This window comes from Kribbella sp. NPDC058693 (genome assembly GCF_042715335.1).
Lineage (GTDB): Bacteria > Actinomycetota > Actinomycetes > Propionibacteriales > Kribbellaceae > Kribbella > Kribbella jiaozuonensis.
The window spans coordinates 286,880-304,089 of sequence record NZ_JBHXSQ010000006.1 but is presented as its reverse complement, the minus strand read 5'-3'; the positions used below and the strand labels follow the sequence as shown (position 1 = coordinate 304,089).

General features: G+C 68.8%; 23 protein-coding genes. 15 read left to right on the top strand and 8 right to left on the bottom strand.

What is annotated here, in order from left to right; translation table 11 throughout:
* Positions 1–95: 95 nt before the first annotated feature.
* The 7 genes from ACFWUU_RS38590 (at position 96) to ACFWUU_RS38560 (ending at position 6,355) form a co-directional block, all read left to right on the top strand.
* Positions 96–2,840: an FtsK/SpoIIIE domain-containing protein gene (locus tag ACFWUU_RS38590; RefSeq protein ID WP_380183363.1), complete on the top strand. Its 2,745-nt coding sequence runs from the start codon at positions 96–98 to the stop codon at positions 2,838–2,840.
* Positions 2,837–3,514 (top strand): hypothetical protein, encoded by a 678-nt coding sequence (locus ACFWUU_RS38585; RefSeq protein ID WP_137257727.1) that lies wholly within the window; start codon positions 2,837–2,839, stop codon positions 3,512–3,514. The genes ACFWUU_RS38590 and ACFWUU_RS38585 overlap by 4 nt, the downstream gene beginning before the upstream one ends.
* Positions 3,515–3,532: 18 nt before the next feature.
* On the top strand, positions 3,533–3,793 hold the full coding sequence (locus tag ACFWUU_RS38580; protein WP_130388988.1) for a hypothetical protein: 261 nt from the start codon (positions 3,533–3,535) through the stop codon (positions 3,791–3,793).
* A 5-nt stretch (positions 3,794–3,798) separates the two neighbouring features.
* Positions 3,799–5,043 carry a hypothetical protein gene (locus tag ACFWUU_RS38575; protein ID WP_380183361.1) on the top strand — a complete coding sequence of 415 codons (1,245 nt, stop codon included), beginning with the start codon at positions 3,799–3,801 and terminating at the stop codon, positions 5,041–5,043.
* A complete protein-coding gene (locus ACFWUU_RS38570; protein WP_380183359.1) occupies positions 5,043–5,504 on the top strand; it encodes a hypothetical protein in 462 nt (153 codons plus the stop codon). Before ACFWUU_RS38575 ends, ACFWUU_RS38570 begins: the two co-directional genes overlap by 1 nt.
* A gap of 174 nt (positions 5,505–5,678) precedes the next feature.
* Entirely contained in the window at positions 5,679–5,924 is a 246-nt protein-coding gene (locus tag ACFWUU_RS38565) for a hypothetical protein (protein WP_137257724.1), read from the top strand.
* The gene (locus tag ACFWUU_RS38560) at positions 5,921–6,355 is read left to right on the top strand and encodes a hypothetical protein (RefSeq protein ID WP_380183357.1); all 435 of its coding nucleotides are present in this window, start codon (positions 5,921–5,923) and stop codon (positions 6,353–6,355) included. Before ACFWUU_RS38565 ends, ACFWUU_RS38560 begins: the two co-directional genes overlap by 4 nt.
* A 189-nt stretch (positions 6,356–6,544) precedes the next feature.
* Here the strand turns inward: ACFWUU_RS38560 and ACFWUU_RS38555 are convergent, their stop codons facing one another.
* Complete coding sequence (locus ACFWUU_RS38555; protein WP_380183356.1) at positions 6,545–6,856, bottom strand: hypothetical protein; 312 nt, start codon at positions 6,854–6,856, stop codon at positions 6,545–6,547.
* Between the two features lie 180 nt (positions 6,857–7,036).
* Here ACFWUU_RS38555 and ACFWUU_RS38550 point away from each other — a divergent pair, with 180 nt between their 5' ends.
* Both ACFWUU_RS38550 and ACFWUU_RS38545 read left to right on the top strand, forming a co-directional pair.
* On the top strand, positions 7,037–8,026 hold the full coding sequence (locus tag ACFWUU_RS38550) for an oxidoreductase (RefSeq protein WP_380183354.1): 990 nt from the start codon (positions 7,037–7,039) through the stop codon (positions 8,024–8,026).
* 11 nt (positions 8,027–8,037) lie between these two features.
* On the top strand, positions 8,038–8,529 hold the full coding sequence (locus ACFWUU_RS38545) for a metallophosphoesterase family protein (RefSeq protein ID WP_380183352.1): 492 nt from the start codon (positions 8,038–8,040) through the stop codon (positions 8,527–8,529).
* 90 nt (positions 8,530–8,619) lie between these two features.
* Here the strand turns inward: ACFWUU_RS38545 and ACFWUU_RS38540 are convergent, their stop codons facing one another.
* Entirely contained in the window at positions 8,620–8,775 is a 156-nt protein-coding gene (locus tag ACFWUU_RS38540; protein WP_165546543.1) for a hypothetical protein, read from the bottom strand.
* Positions 8,776–8,793: 18 nt separating this feature from the next.
* On the opposite strand from ACFWUU_RS38540, the gene ACFWUU_RS38535 reads away from it, so the two are divergent.
* Together ACFWUU_RS38535 and ACFWUU_RS38530 are read left to right on the top strand one after the other, a co-directional pair.
* Positions 8,794–9,429, top strand: coding sequence for a hypothetical protein (locus ACFWUU_RS38535; RefSeq protein ID WP_380183350.1), 636 nt, complete (start codon positions 8,794–8,796; stop codon positions 9,427–9,429).
* A gap of 71 nt (positions 9,430–9,500) precedes the next feature.
* Complete coding sequence (locus tag ACFWUU_RS38530; RefSeq protein WP_380183347.1) at positions 9,501–10,766, top strand: exonuclease domain-containing protein; 1,266 nt, start codon at positions 9,501–9,503, stop codon at positions 10,764–10,766.
* 2 nt (positions 10,767–10,768) lie between these two features.
* On the opposite strand, the gene ACFWUU_RS38525 is transcribed toward ACFWUU_RS38530, so the two are convergent.
* The 4 genes from ACFWUU_RS38525 to ACFWUU_RS38510 form a co-directional block, all read right to left on the bottom strand.
* Positions 10,769–11,293 (bottom strand): orotate phosphoribosyltransferase, encoded by a 525-nt coding sequence (locus ACFWUU_RS38525; RefSeq protein WP_380183344.1) that lies wholly within the window; start codon positions 11,291–11,293, stop codon positions 10,769–10,771.
* 21 nt (positions 11,294–11,314) lie between these two features.
* On the bottom strand, positions 11,315–11,578 hold the full coding sequence (locus ACFWUU_RS38520; RefSeq protein ID WP_137257717.1) for a hypothetical protein: 264 nt from the start codon (positions 11,576–11,578) through the stop codon (positions 11,315–11,317).
* Between the two features lie 65 nt (positions 11,579–11,643).
* A complete protein-coding gene (locus ACFWUU_RS38515) occupies positions 11,644–12,132 on the bottom strand; it encodes an FBP domain-containing protein (protein ID WP_380183342.1) in 489 nt (162 codons plus the stop codon).
* Positions 12,133–12,219: 87 nt separating this feature from the next.
* Positions 12,220–12,609 carry an SRPBCC domain-containing protein gene (locus ACFWUU_RS38510; RefSeq protein ID WP_380183340.1) on the bottom strand — a complete coding sequence of 130 codons (390 nt, stop codon included), beginning with the start codon at positions 12,607–12,609 and terminating at the stop codon, positions 12,220–12,222.
* A gap of 148 nt (positions 12,610–12,757) precedes the next feature.
* On the opposite strand from ACFWUU_RS38510, the gene ACFWUU_RS38505 reads away from it, so the two are divergent.
* On the top strand, positions 12,758–13,309 hold the full coding sequence (locus tag ACFWUU_RS38505; RefSeq protein ID WP_137257714.1) for a YceI family protein: 552 nt from the start codon (positions 12,758–12,760) through the stop codon (positions 13,307–13,309).
* A gap of 56 nt (positions 13,310–13,365) precedes the next feature.
* On the opposite strand, the gene ACFWUU_RS38500 is transcribed toward ACFWUU_RS38505, so the two are convergent.
* Both ACFWUU_RS38500 and ACFWUU_RS38495 read right to left on the bottom strand, forming a co-directional pair.
* Positions 13,366–13,851 carry a hypothetical protein gene (locus ACFWUU_RS38500; RefSeq protein WP_380183338.1) on the bottom strand — a complete coding sequence of 162 codons (486 nt, stop codon included), beginning with the start codon at positions 13,849–13,851 and terminating at the stop codon, positions 13,366–13,368.
* Between the two features lie 100 nt (positions 13,852–13,951).
* Positions 13,952–14,494: a hypothetical protein gene (locus ACFWUU_RS38495; protein WP_380183336.1), complete on the bottom strand. Its 543-nt coding sequence runs from the start codon at positions 14,492–14,494 to the stop codon at positions 13,952–13,954.
* A 239-nt stretch (positions 14,495–14,733) separates the two neighbouring features.
* Between ACFWUU_RS38495 and ACFWUU_RS38490 the strand changes: the two genes are divergently transcribed.
* Genes ACFWUU_RS38490 through ACFWUU_RS38480 form a run of 3 tightly spaced genes read left to right on the top strand, consistent with a single transcriptional unit; the run spans position 14,734 to position 17,207 of the window.
* Positions 14,734–15,336, top strand: coding sequence for a hypothetical protein (locus ACFWUU_RS38490; protein WP_380183334.1), 603 nt, complete (start codon positions 14,734–14,736; stop codon positions 15,334–15,336).
* 13 nt (positions 15,337–15,349) lie between these two features.
* On the top strand, positions 15,350–16,567 hold the full coding sequence (locus ACFWUU_RS38485; protein ID WP_380183332.1) for a sensor histidine kinase: 1,218 nt from the start codon (positions 15,350–15,352) through the stop codon (positions 16,565–16,567).
* Positions 16,542–17,207, top strand: coding sequence for a response regulator (locus ACFWUU_RS38480; RefSeq protein WP_380183330.1), 666 nt, complete (start codon positions 16,542–16,544; stop codon positions 17,205–17,207). Before ACFWUU_RS38485 ends, ACFWUU_RS38480 begins: the two co-directional genes overlap by 26 nt.
* The last annotated feature ends 3 nt before the right edge of the window (positions 17,208–17,210 follow it).

Below are 17,210 nucleotides of genomic sequence, written 5' to 3'. Positions count from 1 at the left end.
TACAGGTGTGACATGGTTACACCAGGCAATCAGTACGGTCGCGGGGCAAGTTTGGAAGGGCGGTGCTCGTGACGGAGGAGCCTGACGGGGGAGGTATGCCCGGATCGGCTTCGCGCGGAGCGCGCAATACAGACGCAGCACCGGAGCTCCTGGAAGCGCGGATCCGCGGTTTGCAGCACGCGCTGGCACAGCTGCTGGAGAACGCGCGGCGGCTGACGCAGGGCGAGCACCAGCGCGCCGTCCGGCTGCATCGTCAGTTACAGGAGCAGACCGCTATCGCGCGCCGCGAGTCGCGCGGATTGGTGGACGCGAGGACCGCGGAGGCCTTGGCCGAGGCCGAGCCCAAGGCGCGGTTGCTCGCGGACCGGCTCGCGCCCGGCCTGGGCTCGATCCCGCCGAACGACGCGCGCTGGCGTTCCCGTCAGCTGGTCGGCGCGGGCGTCCCGTCGTACGTGCGTGTGGGGGAGTTGGACGCCGGTACGCCGGTGGTCGCGCCGCTGCTCCAGACGAACGGCTGGAAGGTCACCGCCGACCGCAACGAGAATGCGCGTCGTCTTCTGCAGAGCACCGCGTTGCGGTTGATCGCAGCGGCCGAACCGTTCCGGCTCCGCGTCGACGCGTTCGATCCGCGGCTGACCGGGGTGATGGGGCTGCTCGGTCACCTGACCACGAAGTACCCGCAATTGGTGCCGAGGGCAACGCACACCGCGGAGCAGCTGCACACGGTGCTGTCCGGTCTGGTCGATGTCTCCTCGCTGCGGGCGAGCCGGCAGGCGCAGCTCGGGCACGACCGGTTCGAGGACCTGCTCAAGGAGACCGGGCAGGTCACCGATCCGTACCGGCTGGTGATCCTGTTCGACTACCCGTCCGGGATCGACACGCTCGCCCAGCGCGATCTGCTCCGGCTGGCCGCGACCGCCGGCAAGCGCGGGATCTGCTTCCTCGTCCACTACGACGCCTCGACCGCGGCCGAGCTGGATGTCGACTCGAAACAGTTGCTCGAGCTCCTCAATCCCGTTGTCATCAGCAATGACCGGGTCGAGGTCGCGCAGTTGCCGCCGGCAAGGCTCGACCCGCCGTTCGACGCGACCATTGCCGCGGGCATCTGTGACGTGATCGCCGAGCAGGCCGAGATCGCCGTCCTGCCGACCATCGACTTCGAACGGACCCTGCCGGACCGCTTGACCTGGTGGCAGCCGGTCAAGGACGAGATCGGCGCCGTGATCGGGTACGACGACCGCACGCCGGCGCTGGTCCGGTTGCGCAGCGGCAACCCGGCCCTCCCGCACGTCCTCGTCGGCGGCGCGGTCGGCCAGGGCAAGTCGAACCTGTTGCTCGTGCTGATCCACGGTCTCGCCGCGCGCTACGCACCGGCGGACCTCGAGATGTACCTGCTCGACTTCAAGCACGGCGTCGAGTTCTCGGCTTTGGGCCCGGGGCCGGATCGGCCGCACTGGCTGCCCCAGGTGCGGGTGCTCGGTGTGCACAGCGATCGCGCGTTCGGTCTCGCCGTACTGCGTCATCTGTCGGACGAGCTCGCGCGCCGCAGCGAGATCTTCAAGTCGCACGGGAACGTCGCCGATATCGCGGAGCTCGCGCCGGGCCCGGATCGGCCGCCGCGCATCCTCGTCGTACTCGATGAGTTCCAGGTGCTGCTCGAGGACGACGACGAGCTGGCTGACGAGGCTGCGAAGTTGCTGGAGCGGCTTGTTCGGCTGGGGCGTGCGTACGGCGTTCACGTCGTACTGGCGACGCAGACGATCGAGGGCGTGAAGCGGCTGTCGACGCGGCGGGACTCGATCTTCGGGCAGGTGCCGTATCGGATCGCGCTGAAGACCACGCCGGCCGACTCGCAGGCGATCCTGCGGAGTGGGAACACGGCGGCGGCCGAGCTGCAGTTCCGTGGCGAGGCAGTGCTGAACGCGAACTTCGGGTCGCCGGACGACAACCAGCATGTGCTGGTGAGCTTCGCGGACAAACCGATACTGGACGCGCTGCGGCATGAGCTGTGGGCGCGCGCGGGGTCGGAGGCGCACCCGCCGCGGGTGTTCCATCTGGCTGAGCCTGCGCACCTGGCCGAGACCGCCGCGGCGGTGAAGCCCGAGTTGGGGCGGCCGTGGACGGGGTTGCCGATCGCGGTGACCGAGGAGCCGGTCTCGGTCGAGGTACGGCCCGAGCCCGGTGCCGGCGTACTGGTGCTGGGGGACGGGCCGGCAGATGCGCTGGGCGTGCTGACCGGTCTGGTTGTGTCGACGGCGGCCGCTGCGGTGGATGCGCCGCGGTTTGTATTTGTCGACGGGACGAACTCGGCGCCCGCCGTTGCCGAGGGCAAGGATGCGCTGGTGCACGTACTGCGGGAGCTCGGCTGTGAGGTCGAGACCGTGGACAAGCACGACGACATCGCGCCGCGGCTGTTCGCGTTGCGCGAGGCGATGCGGACCGGCCAGGCCGGCGGGACCTACCTGCTCGGGTTCGGGTTCCACGGGGTGCCGCGGATGCAACTGCACGCCGAGGGGTACTTCGAGAGCCCGGCGAACGCGCTTCAGGACATCGTGCGGGACGGGCCGGCGCACGGGCTGATCACGTACGGGTGGTGGAACCGGATGCATGTGTGCACCGAGCACCTCGGGTACGGGCGGGCCAACGTGGCGACGCATCTGTTCCTGCGGCACCCGCAGGACGGCGTACGTGCTGTGGCCGGTCCGCTGGTGCGGTGGGCCTCGGAGCCGCATCGGGGGCTGTTGTGGGACGGGCTGCATCCTGAAGCACAGGTCGTCGTACCGTTCGCCGCGCTGCGGGCGGACGAGGTGGAGCGCACGGTGGAGTTGGTACGGCGATGAAGACCGTGGAGCAGGAGTGGTCCGAGTACGTCCGGGCGTTGCGCACGGTCGCGATGGCGCGGGCGGACGCGCAGCAGGCGCAGGACCGGTTGACGGCGCACAAGTCCAAGGCCGAGGCGACGGCGGCGGCGGAGGCCGACGCGATGGCCGAGCGCGGGCTGAAGCTGCAGACCCGGCTGAACGCGCTCGCCGAGAAGGCGGCCGCGAGTCTGCAGCGGGCCGGGCTGCCGGCCGAGGGGAAGCGGGCGAACCACTCGCTGCCCGAGATCCGGGCGCTGAACGACATCGAGACCGTTGCCGAGCGCATCACCAAACAGCTCGCCGAATCGGTCGACGAGCTGGAGGAGCTGCGGACCACGGCCCGGGCGCTCCAGGAGCAGCGCAAGCGGCGTACCATCAGCGCGGTCCTGGCGCTGGTCGGGTTCGTGCTGGTGTGGGTGTTCAGCGGGTCGTTCCTGGCCGGGGTCGAGGCCGCGGCGATCGCGGCTGTCACGATGCTGGCCGCCTCGCGGATGCTCGGACTGCCGCGGCTGCCCGGCGCGCGCTGGTGGGGCTGGGGCGGTGCGGTCGCGGTCTTCGTCCTGATGGCGGCCGGTCTGCCGTGGTGGATCGGGATCGGGGTACCGGTCGTGGTGGCGGGTACGGCGATCGTGCTGCCGAAGAAGCGCAACTAGGTTTGGGAGTGGGTTGAGGTGTCCGACGTACTGCGGCTCAAGGAACAGCTGCACCAGGTCTCGATGGAGGCCAAGCAGGCAGCCGGCGGCCTGGCCGGGTTCAAGCTCCGCTTCACCCAGCACAGCCAGCTGGTGGAGAGCCTGATCGCGGGCACCGCGACCGGTATCGATCGCGACATCACCGAGATCCTCGAGGCCGCGAGCAAGGCCGTCGAACAGGCCGCCGAGGCCCTCGAGATCGCCTCGGCCGGCTGCAAGAACTACGCCGACCAGATCTGACTCCGTTGCCGTCCGAGCTGCAGCGGGTCGCGCGCGGTCTGGTCGACTGTTTCGACGAGATCCCGCGCGTGGTCGAGCAGCTCCAGCGCACCGCCGTACGGTGCCGTGAGAACGCCCAGCTCGCACTGATCGCGTCCCGCGGCCAGGCAACCGTCGCGGCCCAGCAACTCGACGCCGCCGCTCGAGCGTGCGAGGCCGCCGCCCACTACCTCTCGATGGCGCCCCCGAAGGCGCGAGGCTGGGCCGAGGGCCTGGTCGGTACGGCGGGCCCGTCAACGAACCGTCCCTCGTCAGACTCCGCCGACCGCAACAAACTCACCAGCGGCTCCGGTGACCTGGACTCCCTCGGCCGGACCAAGCGCCTCACCTTCAGCTACGAAGACCTAGAAGTTGCCGAAGACAACGAACCCCCACTGATCACCGTCTCCCGCAAGGCCTTCGAGAAATACCGCAAGGCCCACGAGAAGGACGACGACCGCGACGAGCAGGAACCGCTCGAGATAGAGATCACCGTCCTCGAGACCGGCGAGATCGAATTCGAAGAACGCAACGAAAAAGATGACGAGAAACGCAACGCCCACCTCCTCGAGGACCACGAGATCGAGGTAGACCTCACCGAGGCCGTCAAGAACCTCCTCGAGTCCATGGCCGAGGACGAGAACAAGAAGTGGCAACACGCCACTCTCACCATCACCACGGACGAGGTCTCGGCCACCTTCGACTACCCCGAAGAACCCCGCCGCCAACCGCTAGTCGTCGACATCGACCTCCCCGACCTCCCCACCGTCGACTTCGACCCGGCTTTCGACGCCCGACCGCTCGACGTCGACTTCGAGCCCGGCCTCTACGGTCCGGACGAGACCTTCGAGCCACACGAGCTGGTCATCGCAGAACGTCTCGCCGAGGAGGGCTGGCGCGTCGATGTCAGACCTGCCGACCACACCCGGCAGCACCAGAAGAATCCCGACGTCATGGTGCGCAGGTCCGCGTCGAGCCGCGGAGTGGTCGTCGAGTTCAAGACGCCGACGAGCCTGAAGAACAGCGCGGTCAAGCGGAACATGAACCGCGGCAGCGGGCAGTCGGGAACCGATGGCGAGGTGGTCATCGACGGACGCCGGATCGGGCTGTCGGAGGAGGATGCGGAACGAGCGTTTCGGCGGGCCTCCAGTCAGCCGGGCTCGAGGGTGGCCAGCATGGTGCAGGTGATTCTTGGTGACGGTCGGTTGGTGAGTTATGCGAGGGAGAACTGATGGCTGACAGCGATGAGATCTTTCTGTCGATGCAGGGGTCGTTGGAGGAGGCCGCCGGACGGGTGGCGGAGGTGCTCGGCCTGGAGTTCAACGGGGACCTGCGGGGCGAGACCGGTGAGTTGCAGTACAAGGGCCGAGCGCGGACGTTCGACGAGATCGTCGGCTTCTACATCGGGCCGAACACCTTCCAGCCGGAGCCCGACGAAGTGCAGGCCATGGATCACTATCCGCTGGTTGTCGACGTCCAGGCTCGCAACCGGAAGCCCGCACAGGCGGAGGAGGCTCGGCTCGCCTTCGAATTGCTGGTCGGGGCCTTCGGTGAGGTGCCGGCCCTCTTGTCGCACAACGTGGAGCTTCTCGTCGCGGCCTACCTGCCCGGCCGCGGAACCCACACCTTCGAACCGGGTACGACGCTCGACGACCCCGATCTCGCCACCTGGCGCCCGTGGGTCGTCGGCTGAGCGGGGTCCTTACGGGGTGTGAGATTTTTCTCGGGAGTTGCGTCATGAACGGCTGAGGTGGCCGTCACTACCTGTGAACCCATCCCCACAGGGAAGTGGAAGTGATTGACGTGAAGGGTTTTGTTGCGAGGTCGCTGATGGGAAACGGCTCGACTCGGTGTCGGGTGCATTGAGATGGCTGACGGTGGTGATCCTCACCCGGCTGCGGTCCGGGTGGAGCGGCGGCGGGTGCGGGTCTGGTTCGGGGACCATGTGGTTGCCGACTACCGGGCCGAGGCCGAGCTGGCCGAGCGGTACGCCGCGGCCATGTCGCGCAGGTTCGCCGGGTTGCGGGTGACGAGCGAGCCGGTGCCGGACCAGGATCCCGGTCCGGAGCGGAAGTTGCCGGGGGAGCGGCTCTGGGAGGTAGCGCCGAAATGAGTTCCCGTCGTTTCCGGTTGATCCGTCATCAGGACGTCTCCGGTGTCAGTGGCACCGGGCCCGTCGCCGAGGGAGTGCAGTTCACCGACGGAGCCGTCGCGCTGCGCTGGTACGGCGACTATCCGACCACGACCGTGTGGGACGGCATCGAGTCCGTCATCGCCATCCACGGTCACAACGGGGCCACCGAGGTCGAATGGCTCGACCCGGAACGGGGTCCCGATCCCGACCTCAAGCTGCCGCCCCGCGAGTCCCTACCGCCGCGGCCCTGGCCGGACCTGCACTCGGCGCCCGAGCCGCAGGACCCCGACCCGCTCCACTCGGACGGCGACCTCGGCACCGACCGGGGCTTCGGGCCCGAGGGTGCGTTCAGCCGCAAGCATGGCGCCGCGCCGCCGTCCGCGTGGACGTCGTACCGAGTCTTTCGCTGACCAGTCAGTGACCCGCAGAACGGATCCGGCGCCGCGGACCCGAGCTGCCCACAGCGCGCATCGGTGCCGTTTCCCCTCCCGGCACCGGGCGTGGCCCAGGTACGGCGTACGCCTCGGCGAGGCGGCGTACGCCGTACCCGGCGCGGTACCGGCCCAGGCGGACTCGCGATACGCCTGGGCCGGGACCGGTCAGCGGTAGTTCATCTCCTCGGTCAGGTCGAGGTTGTAGAACTTCCCGGGTCCGTCGCAGAGCGCCATCATCTGCGCCGAGAACTCGGTGGTGTCGGGCCGCCGGGAGTTCGCCATCGCGTCCTCGTACGAGGCGAACTCGACGATCGCGAAGTACCGTCCGGACTCGTCCCGGTCGGCGCAGGTGATACCGCGGACCGGCGCGGGCCCCTCGCCCTCGGCTTCGCGCTTGGCGCTGTAGTCGTCCATCAGCGCCTTGATCTCGTCCGGTTTCGACGTCCGGTACTCGATGATCTGAACGAAACCAGCCATTTCTCCCCCTGTGTTGTGACACTCACCCCTGGATGTCTCCTTCGACAGTGCGCCTGGATCGCCTGGCTGGCAAGGCCCGACCGGTTACGGTGACCTGACGCGGGCAGCGGATCACGCGCCGTTTCTGCCCTCGGCAGAGGTGTCTGGGTTTTGTCGGTCGGGCCTGATTGGCTTGCCCACATGGAGATTCTCATCCTCGGTGGTACGGCGTGGCTCGGTCGCGAGATCGCTGCGCAGGCAGTCGCGCGCGGACATTCGGTGACCTGCGTGGCACGCGGCGAGAGCGGCGCCATCGCAGACGGTGCCAGCCTGATAGCGGTCGACCGCAGCAGCCCGGATGCGTACGACGCTGTCCCGCCTCGCGACTGGGATGCCGTGTTCGAGGTGTCCTGGCAGCCAGGGTTCGTGAGGGGTGCACTGGCCGCCTTCGGTGCCCGGGCGAAGCACTGGACGTACGTGTCCTCGGTGAACGCTTACGCGACGTACGACACGCCCGGCGCGGACGAGACCGCAGTACTGCGGGAGCCGACCGAGCTGGATGTGGTGGAGCAGGAGCTGTACGGCGAGGCCAAGGTCGCCAGCGAGCTCGCGTCGCGGGAGGTGGTGGGGGATCGGCTCGTGATCGCCCGCGCCGGGCTGATCGGCGGGCCGGGCGACCGGAGCGACCGATCGGGGACGTGGGTCGCCCGGGCGGCGCGTGCGCCGGAGGAGCCGATGTTGGTGCCGGACACGCCCGAGCTGGCGACGTCCGTGATCGACGTCCGTGATCTGGCCGGCTGGCTGCTGGACAACGCGACCGAGGGCCGGACGGGGACGTTCGACACCCGCGGTCCGCTGGTGCCGTTCGGCGACTGGATCGAGTTGGCGCGCGAGGTGGGCGGTCACACCGGGCCGGTCGTGCTCGCGCCGCGGGAGTGGTTGGAGAAGCAGGAGGTCGGGCAGTACATGGGGCCGGAGTCGCTGGCGATGTGGTTGACCGAGCCCGGGTACGAGGGCTGGTCGTCGCGGAGCGGTGCCGCGGCAGCCGCAGCCGGGCTGACGCATCGGCCACGCCGGGAGTTCCTGGAGGATGCGCTCGCCTGGGAGCGGGAGCTCGGTCTGGAGCGGGAGCGACGCGCCGGGCTGAGCCCGGCGAAGGAGAAGGAGTTGATCGAGGCACTGGGGGCATAGAGAGTAGGCGCATGCGCCTCGTGCTGATCTCGGACACTCACCTGCCGGTTCGGGCGAAGAAGCTGCCGGAGTCGGTGTGGGAGGCGATCGAGCGTGCCGACGTGGTCATCCATGCGGGCGATTGGGTGAGCGTCGGATTGCTGGACGAGTTGGAAGCTCGTGCGACCCGGCTGATCGGGTGCTGGGGCAACAACGACGGGCCGCAGTTGCGGGCGCGGCTGCCTGAGGTCGCGCGGGTGACGCTGGACGGGCTGTCGATTGCCGTCGTGCATGAGACCGGTTCGGCCAAGGGGCGCGAGGCGCGCTGCGAAGCGGCGTACCCGGGAGTCGATCTGCTGGTGTTCGGGCACAGTCACATCCCGTGGGACACGACGAGTCCAGGCGGGTTGCGGCTGTTGAACCCGGGGTCGCCGACGGACCGGCGCAGCCAGCCGTACTGCACCTACCAGACCGCGACGATCACCGCCGGCCGGCTGGAAGACGTTGCCCTCCACAACCTTTAGAGGTTGCGTGCTGCAACGAGTTCGGCCGGGCAGGCGGGATCAGCGCCGTACCACCGAGTTACGGCGTGTCCCGTCCGCCCGGCCGGGAAGTCAGGCGTTCGCTGCTTCCTTGACCCGGGTCTTGAGGCGGTCCCGCACCTCTTCCGGCGTGTAGGCGCGGCGCTTCCGCTCGCCCCGCGCGATGACTACGCCCGTTGCGGCCACGCCGACGAGCCCCGCAAGTCCTACCACCTTCCATACCTTCATGACGACTAACCTAGCGACGTGAACAGCCGGATTTCACTGGATGACGCTACGGAACTGACACGAACAGGTGACATTTGGCTGTTCCGCGGGGACAGCGCGGCGGATCGCGCTATCCAACTGACCACGAACAGCCCGGTCAACCACGTCGGAATGGCGGTCGTGGTCGAGGATCTCCCGCCGCTGATGTGGCACGCGGAGCTCGGCCGTTCGCTGGAGGACGTGTGGACCGGGACGCATCACCGCGGGGTGCAGTTGCACGACCTACGCGACGCCGTGCTCGTCTGGGGTCGCAAGTACGGTCAGCAGGCCTGGTTGCGGCAGCTCGATCACCCCGTCACGCGGGAGATGGAGGACGCGGTACTGCGGACCGTGGCGCGGCTGGACGGTACGCCGTTCCCGTCGACGGCACGGCTTGCGTCGAGGTGGGTGCGTGGCCGGGTGCCGGCGTTCCGGCGTGGATCTCGGGAGCTCGAGCTGGAGTCGGCGTACTGCGCCGAAGTGGTCGCGGTGACGTACGAGGCGATGGGGTTGCTGGGGAGCGGTCGGCGGCTGAACTGGTACGACCCGGGACGGTTCTGGAGCGGGGACGAGCTCAATCTCGCGCACGGTGCGAAGCTCGGCGCCGAGATTGCCGTCGACCTTCCGGAAACCTGACGGGCCGGAAACTGTCGGCGGCGTGTGATTGGGTTGTTCCAGTCGGTCATCGAGCCGGAGGAGGCCCGGGGATGTATGCCGTCATCGACACAGAGACGACCGGTTTGCTGCCGAGCCATCGGCATCGGGTCATCGAGATCGCGGTCGTGCTCCTGGACGCGCGTGGGCAGGTCGAGCACGAGTGGGTGACGTTGCTCAATCCCCAACGTGACCTGGGTCCGCAGCACATCCACGGGATTCTGACCGCCGACGTGCTGGCGGCGCCGGAGTTCGGGGATATCGCGCGGCAGTTGGGCCAACTGCTGGCCGGGCGGATGGTTGTCGGGCACAACGTCGAGTTCGATCTCGGTTTCCTGCGCGCGGAGTTCGCGCGCCTGGGCGTCGCGGTTCCGCTGATCACCGAGCGGTCGATGTGCACTATGGCGCTGGCGGGCTATCTCTATCCGGGCGCGAAGCGGACGCTCGGTGCCTGCTGCGCGGCGGCAGGCATCTCGATCGAAGGCTGGCATTCGGCGATGGCCGACACGCGAGCGACCGCGGAGCTGTTTTCCCGCTATCTGAAGGCTTTTCCGTCACCGCCGCCGTGGCAGTGGGCTTACGAAGAGGTCCGCCGCCTGCCCTGGCCTGCGTTGCCGGGGACGGACGTCGCGCCGACCGTTCGTCCGGTGCACGCCGGTGGTCGTCATGGCTGGATGAGTCGGCTCGTAGACCAGTTGCCCCGCGTTCCGGTGCCGCCGCAGGCCGACTCGTACCTGGTGCTGCTCGACACGATCCTCGCCAACCGGGAGATCACGGCGGCAGATGCGGATCAGCTGGTGCAGGTGGCAACCGAGCTGGGTCTGACCCGTCCGCAGGTCGACAGCCTTCACCGCTGGTATGTCGCTGCGCTCGCGACCGCGTCCTGGGGAGACGGGACGATCACGCCCGATCAGCGGAACGATGTCGACCGGGTCGCGGTCATGCTCGGGCGTCGCGCGACCGATGTCGACGAGGCGCTGCTCCGGGCGAGCGCCGGGCGGTACGTCGTACCCGATCGTCCTGGGGCACGCGGGTTTCCGCCGGGGAGCACGATGGTCTTCACCGGTGACATGGTCGAGCCGCGCGAGGTGTGGTGGGACCGGGCGGTCGCGGCTGGGTTCGTGCCGCAGGAGGCGGTCCGGCCTGAGACGACGTTCGTGGTGGCCGCCGATGTCGACAGCTTGTCGGTGAAGGCGCGGGCGGCTCGGGAGTTCGGCGTCCCGATCATCTCGGTCGACGACTTCCGCAGACTCATCCCAGCCGACGCACACCAGAACGAGCGCCGCGACGAGCGCCAGGGCGAGCGCAGGGCGGGGTGATGTCAGGCCGTGGGCACCAGGTGCTCGGGGTTCAGTAGGGCGTGGAGGGTCAGCCCGGCCTCGGTGAGTGGAGCCGGCGTGGTGGCATTGCGGTTGATGACGCAGAGCGCGTCAGTGATCGTCGCGCCCAGTGCGCGCAGATCGTTGGTGGACAGAACGATCTGACCACCGGTGGTGACCACATCCTCGACGATCGTCACGCGCCGTCCCTCGATGTCGGCGCCCTCGGCCAGGCGGCAGGTGCCGTACGGCTTCGCCTCCTTGCGGACGAACGCGCACGGTAGCCCCGTGTGACGGCCCAGTGCGGTCACGACCGGTATGCCGCCCATCTCCAGACCTGCCAGCACCTCGGTCCCGGCCGGGATCAGCGGGACCATCGCCGCGGTCACCTCGTCCAGCAGTACCGGATCGGCCTCGAACCGGTACTTGTCGAAGTACTCCGCTGTCTTCTGTCCGGACCGGAGGACGAACTCCCCGGTCAGGTGGGCTGTCGCGTAGATCCGTCGGCCAAGTTCCTCGAGGTGCACACCCGGCACCCTATCCGGCGGCTACGCGAGGTCGTCCTCGTCGGGCAGCGGCTCGATCTCGAAGCGAAGCTGCTTACCGGAGCGGATGCGTTCGATCGCGGACAGACAGGCGGGTTCGCTCATCTGGACGCCGATCTCGGCGAGCTTGTGCCGCAGCACCCGGGCCGCGTCCTCGGCCGACCGGGCGCTGGACTCGTTGATCGCCTCGATCGTGGTGGCGGTGAGCTTCTCGCGGATGTCCGGGTGTGTCTGGTGGATCTCGTGCGTGATGCGGAACTCGGTCATCGCGACTCGCTCTCCCTTGTCCTCATGCGGGCCGATAGTGGGAACCAGCGTAGTGTCCCGAGACCTCAGCTGAGCACGCGTCGGACGAAACTCTCCAGACGGGTTGTCAGTCGCTCGGCCCGGACCTCCGGGGTGGCGGTCTCGCCCTGCGGCAGGTCGAGCTCGCGCAGGCCGCGGATGTACAGCGAGCAGGCGAGATCGGCGCACATGTACATGCCGACGGTGTTCCCCTCGCGGCCGGCCGAACCGGCCCGGCGGGCGGCGAACAGAGCGACGTCACTGACGTGGTGCGCGGTGTTGCACAGGTCGCACAGTCCGGCGAACCGGCGGGCGGCTCCCGACGTCTGGGTGCTGACCGCTATCCCGGTCACCCCGCCGTCGCGGCGTACCACCAGATAGCCCCGGTTCGGTGCCTTCGAGGCTCGCCAGCCGAGGAAGTCCAGCGACTCCCAGGGCAGCTCGGTGAACCGCGCCGGCAGCGCGATCGCCTTCACCTGGCTCTTGGTCGAATTGACGAACGAGCGCCTGATCTCGTCGCCGCTGAGCGGTTCCACGACGGTCCTCCAGTTTCTCCGGCCACCTATCAGACCTGGTGTCGCCCGGCCGCCGCAACCGATTAACTCTGTTGCTTGGGGCAACGGTCAGCTGTCGGAGTACGACGCGGTCCGGGTCTCGTCGTGGTTGCGCAGGTCGACGCCGAAGTCGACCGACGCTTTCAGCCGGAGCAGCAGCGAGACGACCTCGGCGCCGTCGGCGGGATCGTCCGAGCTGAGCGTGAGCTCGGTGCCGCCAGTCTCGCCGGCGGCCAGCGTGAACGTGAGCGTGCGGCCGAAGTACTGCAACCGGTAGAGCTCGTCCGGGACCGCCTCGTCGATCCGGCACTCGCCGGCGCGTCCGTCCGCGAGGACGAACGAGATCACCCCACCCGACTCCGGCGCCGACGTGGCCCAGAACCGCTCCCGGCCGAGCGACGTACTCACCGCGCGGTAGACGTCACTCGGTCCCGACGCGCAGAACACCTTCCGCTCCACCGAACCCCACTCTCTCCTCGACCGGGTCCCATTCTCCGGCCCCGACGGGTCCAGCAGATGAACACGCCGGGTGGGGGGTGGACTTCTGAGCGTCAAAGGTGAAATCTGTACTGTGTAAAGTTCAACTAGTCCTCTGGAGGAATCCGCGATGTCCAACGAGTACGCCGCACTGTCCGGCGACTACACGCTCGACGCGGCGCACACCCGCATCGGGTTCAGCGCCCGGCACGCGATGGTGACCAAGGTGCGGGGGGCGTTCGACGAGTTCGAGGGCTCGTTCCACATCGACGGCGAGAACCCGGCGAACTCGTCCGGCACCGTGACGATCCAGGCGAAGAGCATCAACACCCGCAACGGGCAGCGCGACGAGCACCTGCGCAGCAACGACTTCCTCGCGATGGACGAGCACCCGGAGATCACCTTCTCCTCGACCTCGGTCAAGCCGAGCGGTGACGGCGAGTTCGTGGTGTCGGGCGACCTGACCATCCGCGGCGTGACGAAGCCGGTCGACGTGACGTTCGAGTACACCGGCGCGGCGACCGACCCGTTCGGCAACCAGCGCGTCGGCCTCGAGGGCTCGGTCGTGATCAACCGCAAGGACTTCGGCGTCAGCTGGAACGCGGCGCTCGAGGGCGGCGGCGTACTGGTCAGCGAGAAGGTCACGCTGGAGCTCGAGGTCTCGGCGATCAAGAACGCCTGATCTCCACTCTGCTCAGAGGCGTGGGTGTCGCCTTTCGGCGGCACCCACTGATGTTTTCAGGCGTGGCGACTCGTCTGGTGCAGCAGGGACTCGACGGCCTCGCGGAGTTCGGTGTCGTGGTGCGGGCCGGACCAGACGACGATGCGGCCCTTGTCGCCGAGCTTGGTGGTGACCAGGTCGCGGGCGGGCGTCGGGTCGCCCTGATTGAGCAGTACGACGAGACGCCGACCGTCGCGCTGGAGGCGATCGAGCAGCGGCGGGAGCGTGGAGCCGTGGAACAGCCCGGGGTCGCTCTTCACCTTGGTCTCGATCATCACGCCGCGGCCGCGCACCACCAGCAGGAAGTCCGCGCGGTCCCGGGTGAACTCGCGGTCGTGGTAGATCCGCGCCTTCGGCCACAGGCGTTGCAGCGCCGCGTCGACCTCGGCGTCGTACTGGACGGCGAGACGACTGACGCGGGAGCTCGTCCGCCGGAAGGACTCCGGCGTACGACGGCCGCCGCACCATGTCGGCAGCCAACGTCGGAAACTCGTGTCGATCATCAGGTGGACCCCTCGACCTAGCCGGCACTCAGCGGTGAGTGTTCCCGGCGCTGGTAAGCGGAATCCAAGGGGCGCGCGATCGTGATCGCACTGGGACGAATCAGCAGGCGTTCGGGGTGGTCGTGCCGCCGTCGACGATCCAGCGGGACTGCTGGGGGAGGACGCGCATCTGGTCCAGCCAGCGGGTCGGCGTCGTGTTCGGGAGGACGGAGTGGCCGCGGGAGTTCACCGTGCGGGCCGCGGAGGTGTCGTAGCAGGCGCTGACGATGACGCCGTTCGATGCGATGGTCCGCTGCGCCCACAGGACCTTCGTGGCGCCGGTGTTGTGCAGCTTCTTCGTCCGGAAGTACTTCGCCTGCACGCTGATCGCCTGGTACATCTTCGGCGTCATCACCTGCTGCAGTTGCGTCGTCTTCCCGCCGCCGCTGCGCATCATCGCGTCGAGTGCGATCCGGTACGCGTAGTACGCGTTGACCACCGGGTCGTCGGAGCCGGCCGCTGCTGCGGCCTGGTCGGTGAGACTCGGCCGGGCCGCCTTCTGGGCGGCGGGTGCCGCGTTGGCGACGCCGGCGTCGGTGCCGCAGCCGGGGACGAGCAAAACCGGGATCAGCGTGGCGGCCACCGCCAGGTTCCGCATGCGCATGGTGTCCAGTACCTCCTGTTGGGCGCGGCCTCGCCGCTCGTGCCGTCGGGCAGCCCAGCAAGCCGTACGCCGTCCGGCACTGACCGTGTAACGGCGCGACACGCATCGTGGTCACTGTGACCTAGATCACAACTGACCCCCTACCGGGGTACTGATCGCCGATTGGCTCTCCGGCTGGATGTGCCGGGAGCGTCCGATTCCTAGCCTCGATCTCAGGACCTGAGACTTGAGGAGACACGATGACGGACACACTCACCCGCCGCGGGGCGGACGCGAAGCCGGTGGACGGCAGGATGCGGCGGCTGGCGAGGTCGCTGGGGAGAACGCTGGCGTACGACGCGTTGCTGGCGCCGGTGAGTGCGCAGACGCTGGCGGACGCGATGGTCGGGGAACCGCAGGCGGCTGGGCAGCGCTGGCGCAGGCTCGCGACGTACCGACTCGGGCGGCGCGATGTTGTCGGCACAGATCGAGGTGGTGAGCCCGGTGTCGTGTTCGGGTACGGGCTGATCAGTGCGGTGCTCGGGTTGATGAGCTGGTTCTTGATGATGCTGGCGGTCACGGCCGTGGTGCGCGGACCGTTCTGGGGCTTCGTCGACCACGGCCCGATCGAGCCCGGTACGTGGGGCGGGCCGACGCGGGCCGGCGCGTGGACGGCGCACGGGCTCATCGCCGTACCGTGCATCGTTGTGTTCCTGTTCGCACTGCGGGGTATCGCTGCGCTGCACGCTCAGCTGGTGCTGCCGCTGTACGGACTGGCGGCGCGGAAGTGGGTGCTTCCGGCAACTATTGTGCTGGCGGCCGGCGGTCTGGCGTTCTTCTGGTCCTGGATCGAGCAGTTGTGAGTAGGGTCCATCCGTGAACAAGTGGCCGCGCGGGCGGTGGGCATGGGGTGCGGCGCTCGGGGTCGCGGCGCTGCTCGTCCTCACGGTCATGGATCTCGGCCAGCACTACGAAGTACAGCTCGGGGCCGTGTTGGCGCTCGCGATGGCGCGGGCGCTGGCCCTGGGCCTGGCGTGGCTGCGGCCGCGGGCGGCGTTGCTGGTCTCACTCGTCACCACGGCCGTCACCGCGGCAGTGACGACGCCGGTCAGCTCGAGCGAACCGTGGCCATGGGGTACGACGGCGGCGTTCGGTCACTCGTTCGTCGTCGCGATCGCCGGCGCACGTGGACTCGGCCGGCGCGAGCAGGTCGGGTGGTGGGTGGCGACCCAAGCCGTGGGTGTGGTGGCCGTCGAACTGGCGCCGGACCGCGGTAGCTGGCGCGGGCTGATCACCATGGCAGTGCTGTCGGCAGTGGCGGTCGTGGTGGGCGACCTGATCCACACGCGTGGTCAGACGAACAGGCGGCTGGCCGAGCAGGAGACGATCACCAAGGCCGAGCGTGCCGAGCGTGAGCGTCTGCAGGAGCGTGCCCGGATCGCTCGCGAGCTGCACGACGTCGTGGCGCATCACCTGTCCGTTGTGGTCGTACGCGCGGACAGTGCGCCGCACCGGCTGGCCGACGTACCGGAGAACGTCCGTGTGGAGTTCACCGAGATCGCCAACGCGGCACGTGTCTCGCTGACGGAGATGCGTCGAGTACTGCGGCTACTGCGCGAGCCGGTCGAGCAACCGCCGATGGGGGAGCTGGGCCCGCAGCCTGGGCTGGCGGAGCTGGCTGACCTCGTCGAGAGCACACGCCGGGCCGGTGCGGACGTGCGGCTGATCGGTGAGGTGCCGACGGGCTTCGACGAGACGGCCGAGCTCACGGCGTACCGGGTCGTGCAGGAGGCGCTGAGCAATGCGGTCCGGCATGCGCCGCACGCAGCGGTTCAGGTGTCGGTCAAACACGCTGGCAACGAGCTAGAGGTGACTGTGCAGAACGCGCCGCCGCCGGGCAGTCCTACGCCGCCGCCGGGCAGTCCTACGCCGGCGCCGGGTAGTGGGCATGGGCTGACCGGGATGCGTGAACGGGTGGCGCTCGTGGAGGGGACCGTCAGCGCTGCGCCGACCCCGGAAGGCGGTTATCTGGTGCAGGCGATCATTCCGGTCGGGCAGGAGGTGGCGAGTGGCGATCACGGTCATGGTGGTTGACGACCAGGAGATGGTGCGGGCCGGGTTCAGCGCCCTGCTCGACGCGCAGCCGGATCTTCAGGTTGTCGGACAAGCTGGTGACGGCGCCCAGGCGGTCGAGTTGGCCGCTGAGCTGAAGCCGGACGTGATCCTGATGGATGTACGCATGCCGGTCCTCGACGGCCTCGCCGCAACCCGGCGAATCCTGGCCGACTCGACGCCCGGCGAGCCGCCGCGGGTCGTGATGCTGACGACGTTCGACCTCGACGACTACGTGTACGCCGCTCTCCGCGCCGGTGCGAGCGGGTTCTTGCTGAAGCACTCCACCCCGGACGAGCTGGCCGCCGCAGTACGGGTCGTGGCCGCCGGCGATGCGCTACTCGCCCCGTCCGTCACCCGTCGGCTCGTGGAGGACTTCGCGCGGGCGCAACCCGTCGTACCGATCACTCCGGTGCACCTGACGCCACGGGAGACCGACGTACTGCGGCTGGTTGCTCGTGGGCTGTCCAACCGGCAGATCGCGGACGAACTGGTGCTGGCCGAGCAGACCGTGAAGACACACGTCAGCAACATCCTGACCAAGCTGGACCTGCGCGACCGTGCCCAGGCGGTCGTCTATGCCTACGAGGCAGGCGTAGTGACCCCGGGTCCGCGACACTAGGGC

Bases quoted from the DNA above. Each gene is read 5' to 3' on its own strand.
- ACFWUU_RS38590 (WP_380183363.1), top strand. From the start codon at position 96: ATGCCCGGATCGGCTTCGCGCGGAGCGCGCAATACAGACGCAGCACCG.
- ACFWUU_RS38585 (WP_137257727.1), top strand. From the start codon at position 2,837: ATGAAGACCGTGGAGCAGGAGTGGTCCGAGTACGTCCGGGCGTTGCGC.
- ACFWUU_RS38570 (WP_380183359.1), top strand. From the start codon at position 5,043: ATGGCTGACAGCGATGAGATCTTTCTGTCGATGCAGGGGTCGTTGGAG.
- ACFWUU_RS38565 (WP_137257724.1), top strand. From the start codon at position 5,679: ATGGCTGACGGTGGTGATCCTCACCCGGCTGCGGTCCGGGTGGAGCGG.
- ACFWUU_RS38560 (WP_380183357.1), top strand. From the start codon at position 5,921: ATGAGTTCCCGTCGTTTCCGGTTGATCCGTCATCAGGACGTCTCCGGT.
- ACFWUU_RS38555 (WP_380183356.1), bottom strand. From the start codon at position 6,856: ATGGCTGGTTTCGTTCAGATCATCGAGTACCGGACGTCGAAACCGGAC.
- ACFWUU_RS38550 (WP_380183354.1), top strand. From the start codon at position 7,037: ATGGAGATTCTCATCCTCGGTGGTACGGCGTGGCTCGGTCGCGAGATC.
- ACFWUU_RS38545 (WP_380183352.1), top strand. From the start codon at position 8,038: ATGCGCCTCGTGCTGATCTCGGACACTCACCTGCCGGTTCGGGCGAAG.
- ACFWUU_RS38540 (WP_165546543.1), bottom strand. From the start codon at position 8,775: ATGAAGGTATGGAAGGTGGTAGGACTTGCGGGGCTCGTCGGCGTGGCC.
- ACFWUU_RS38530 (WP_380183347.1), top strand. From the start codon at position 9,501: ATGTATGCCGTCATCGACACAGAGACGACCGGTTTGCTGCCGAGCCAT.
- ACFWUU_RS38520 (WP_137257717.1), bottom strand. From the start codon at position 11,578: ATGACCGAGTTCCGCATCACGCACGAGATCCACCAGACACACCCGGAC.
- ACFWUU_RS38505 (WP_137257714.1), top strand. From the start codon at position 12,758: ATGTCCAACGAGTACGCCGCACTGTCCGGCGACTACACGCTCGACGCG.
- ACFWUU_RS38500 (WP_380183338.1), bottom strand. From the start codon at position 13,851: ATGATCGACACGAGTTTCCGACGTTGGCTGCCGACATGGTGCGGCGGC.
- ACFWUU_RS38495 (WP_380183336.1), bottom strand. From the start codon at position 14,494: ATGCGCATGCGGAACCTGGCGGTGGCCGCCACGCTGATCCCGGTTTTG.
- ACFWUU_RS38490 (WP_380183334.1), top strand. From the start codon at position 14,734: ATGACGGACACACTCACCCGCCGCGGGGCGGACGCGAAGCCGGTGGAC.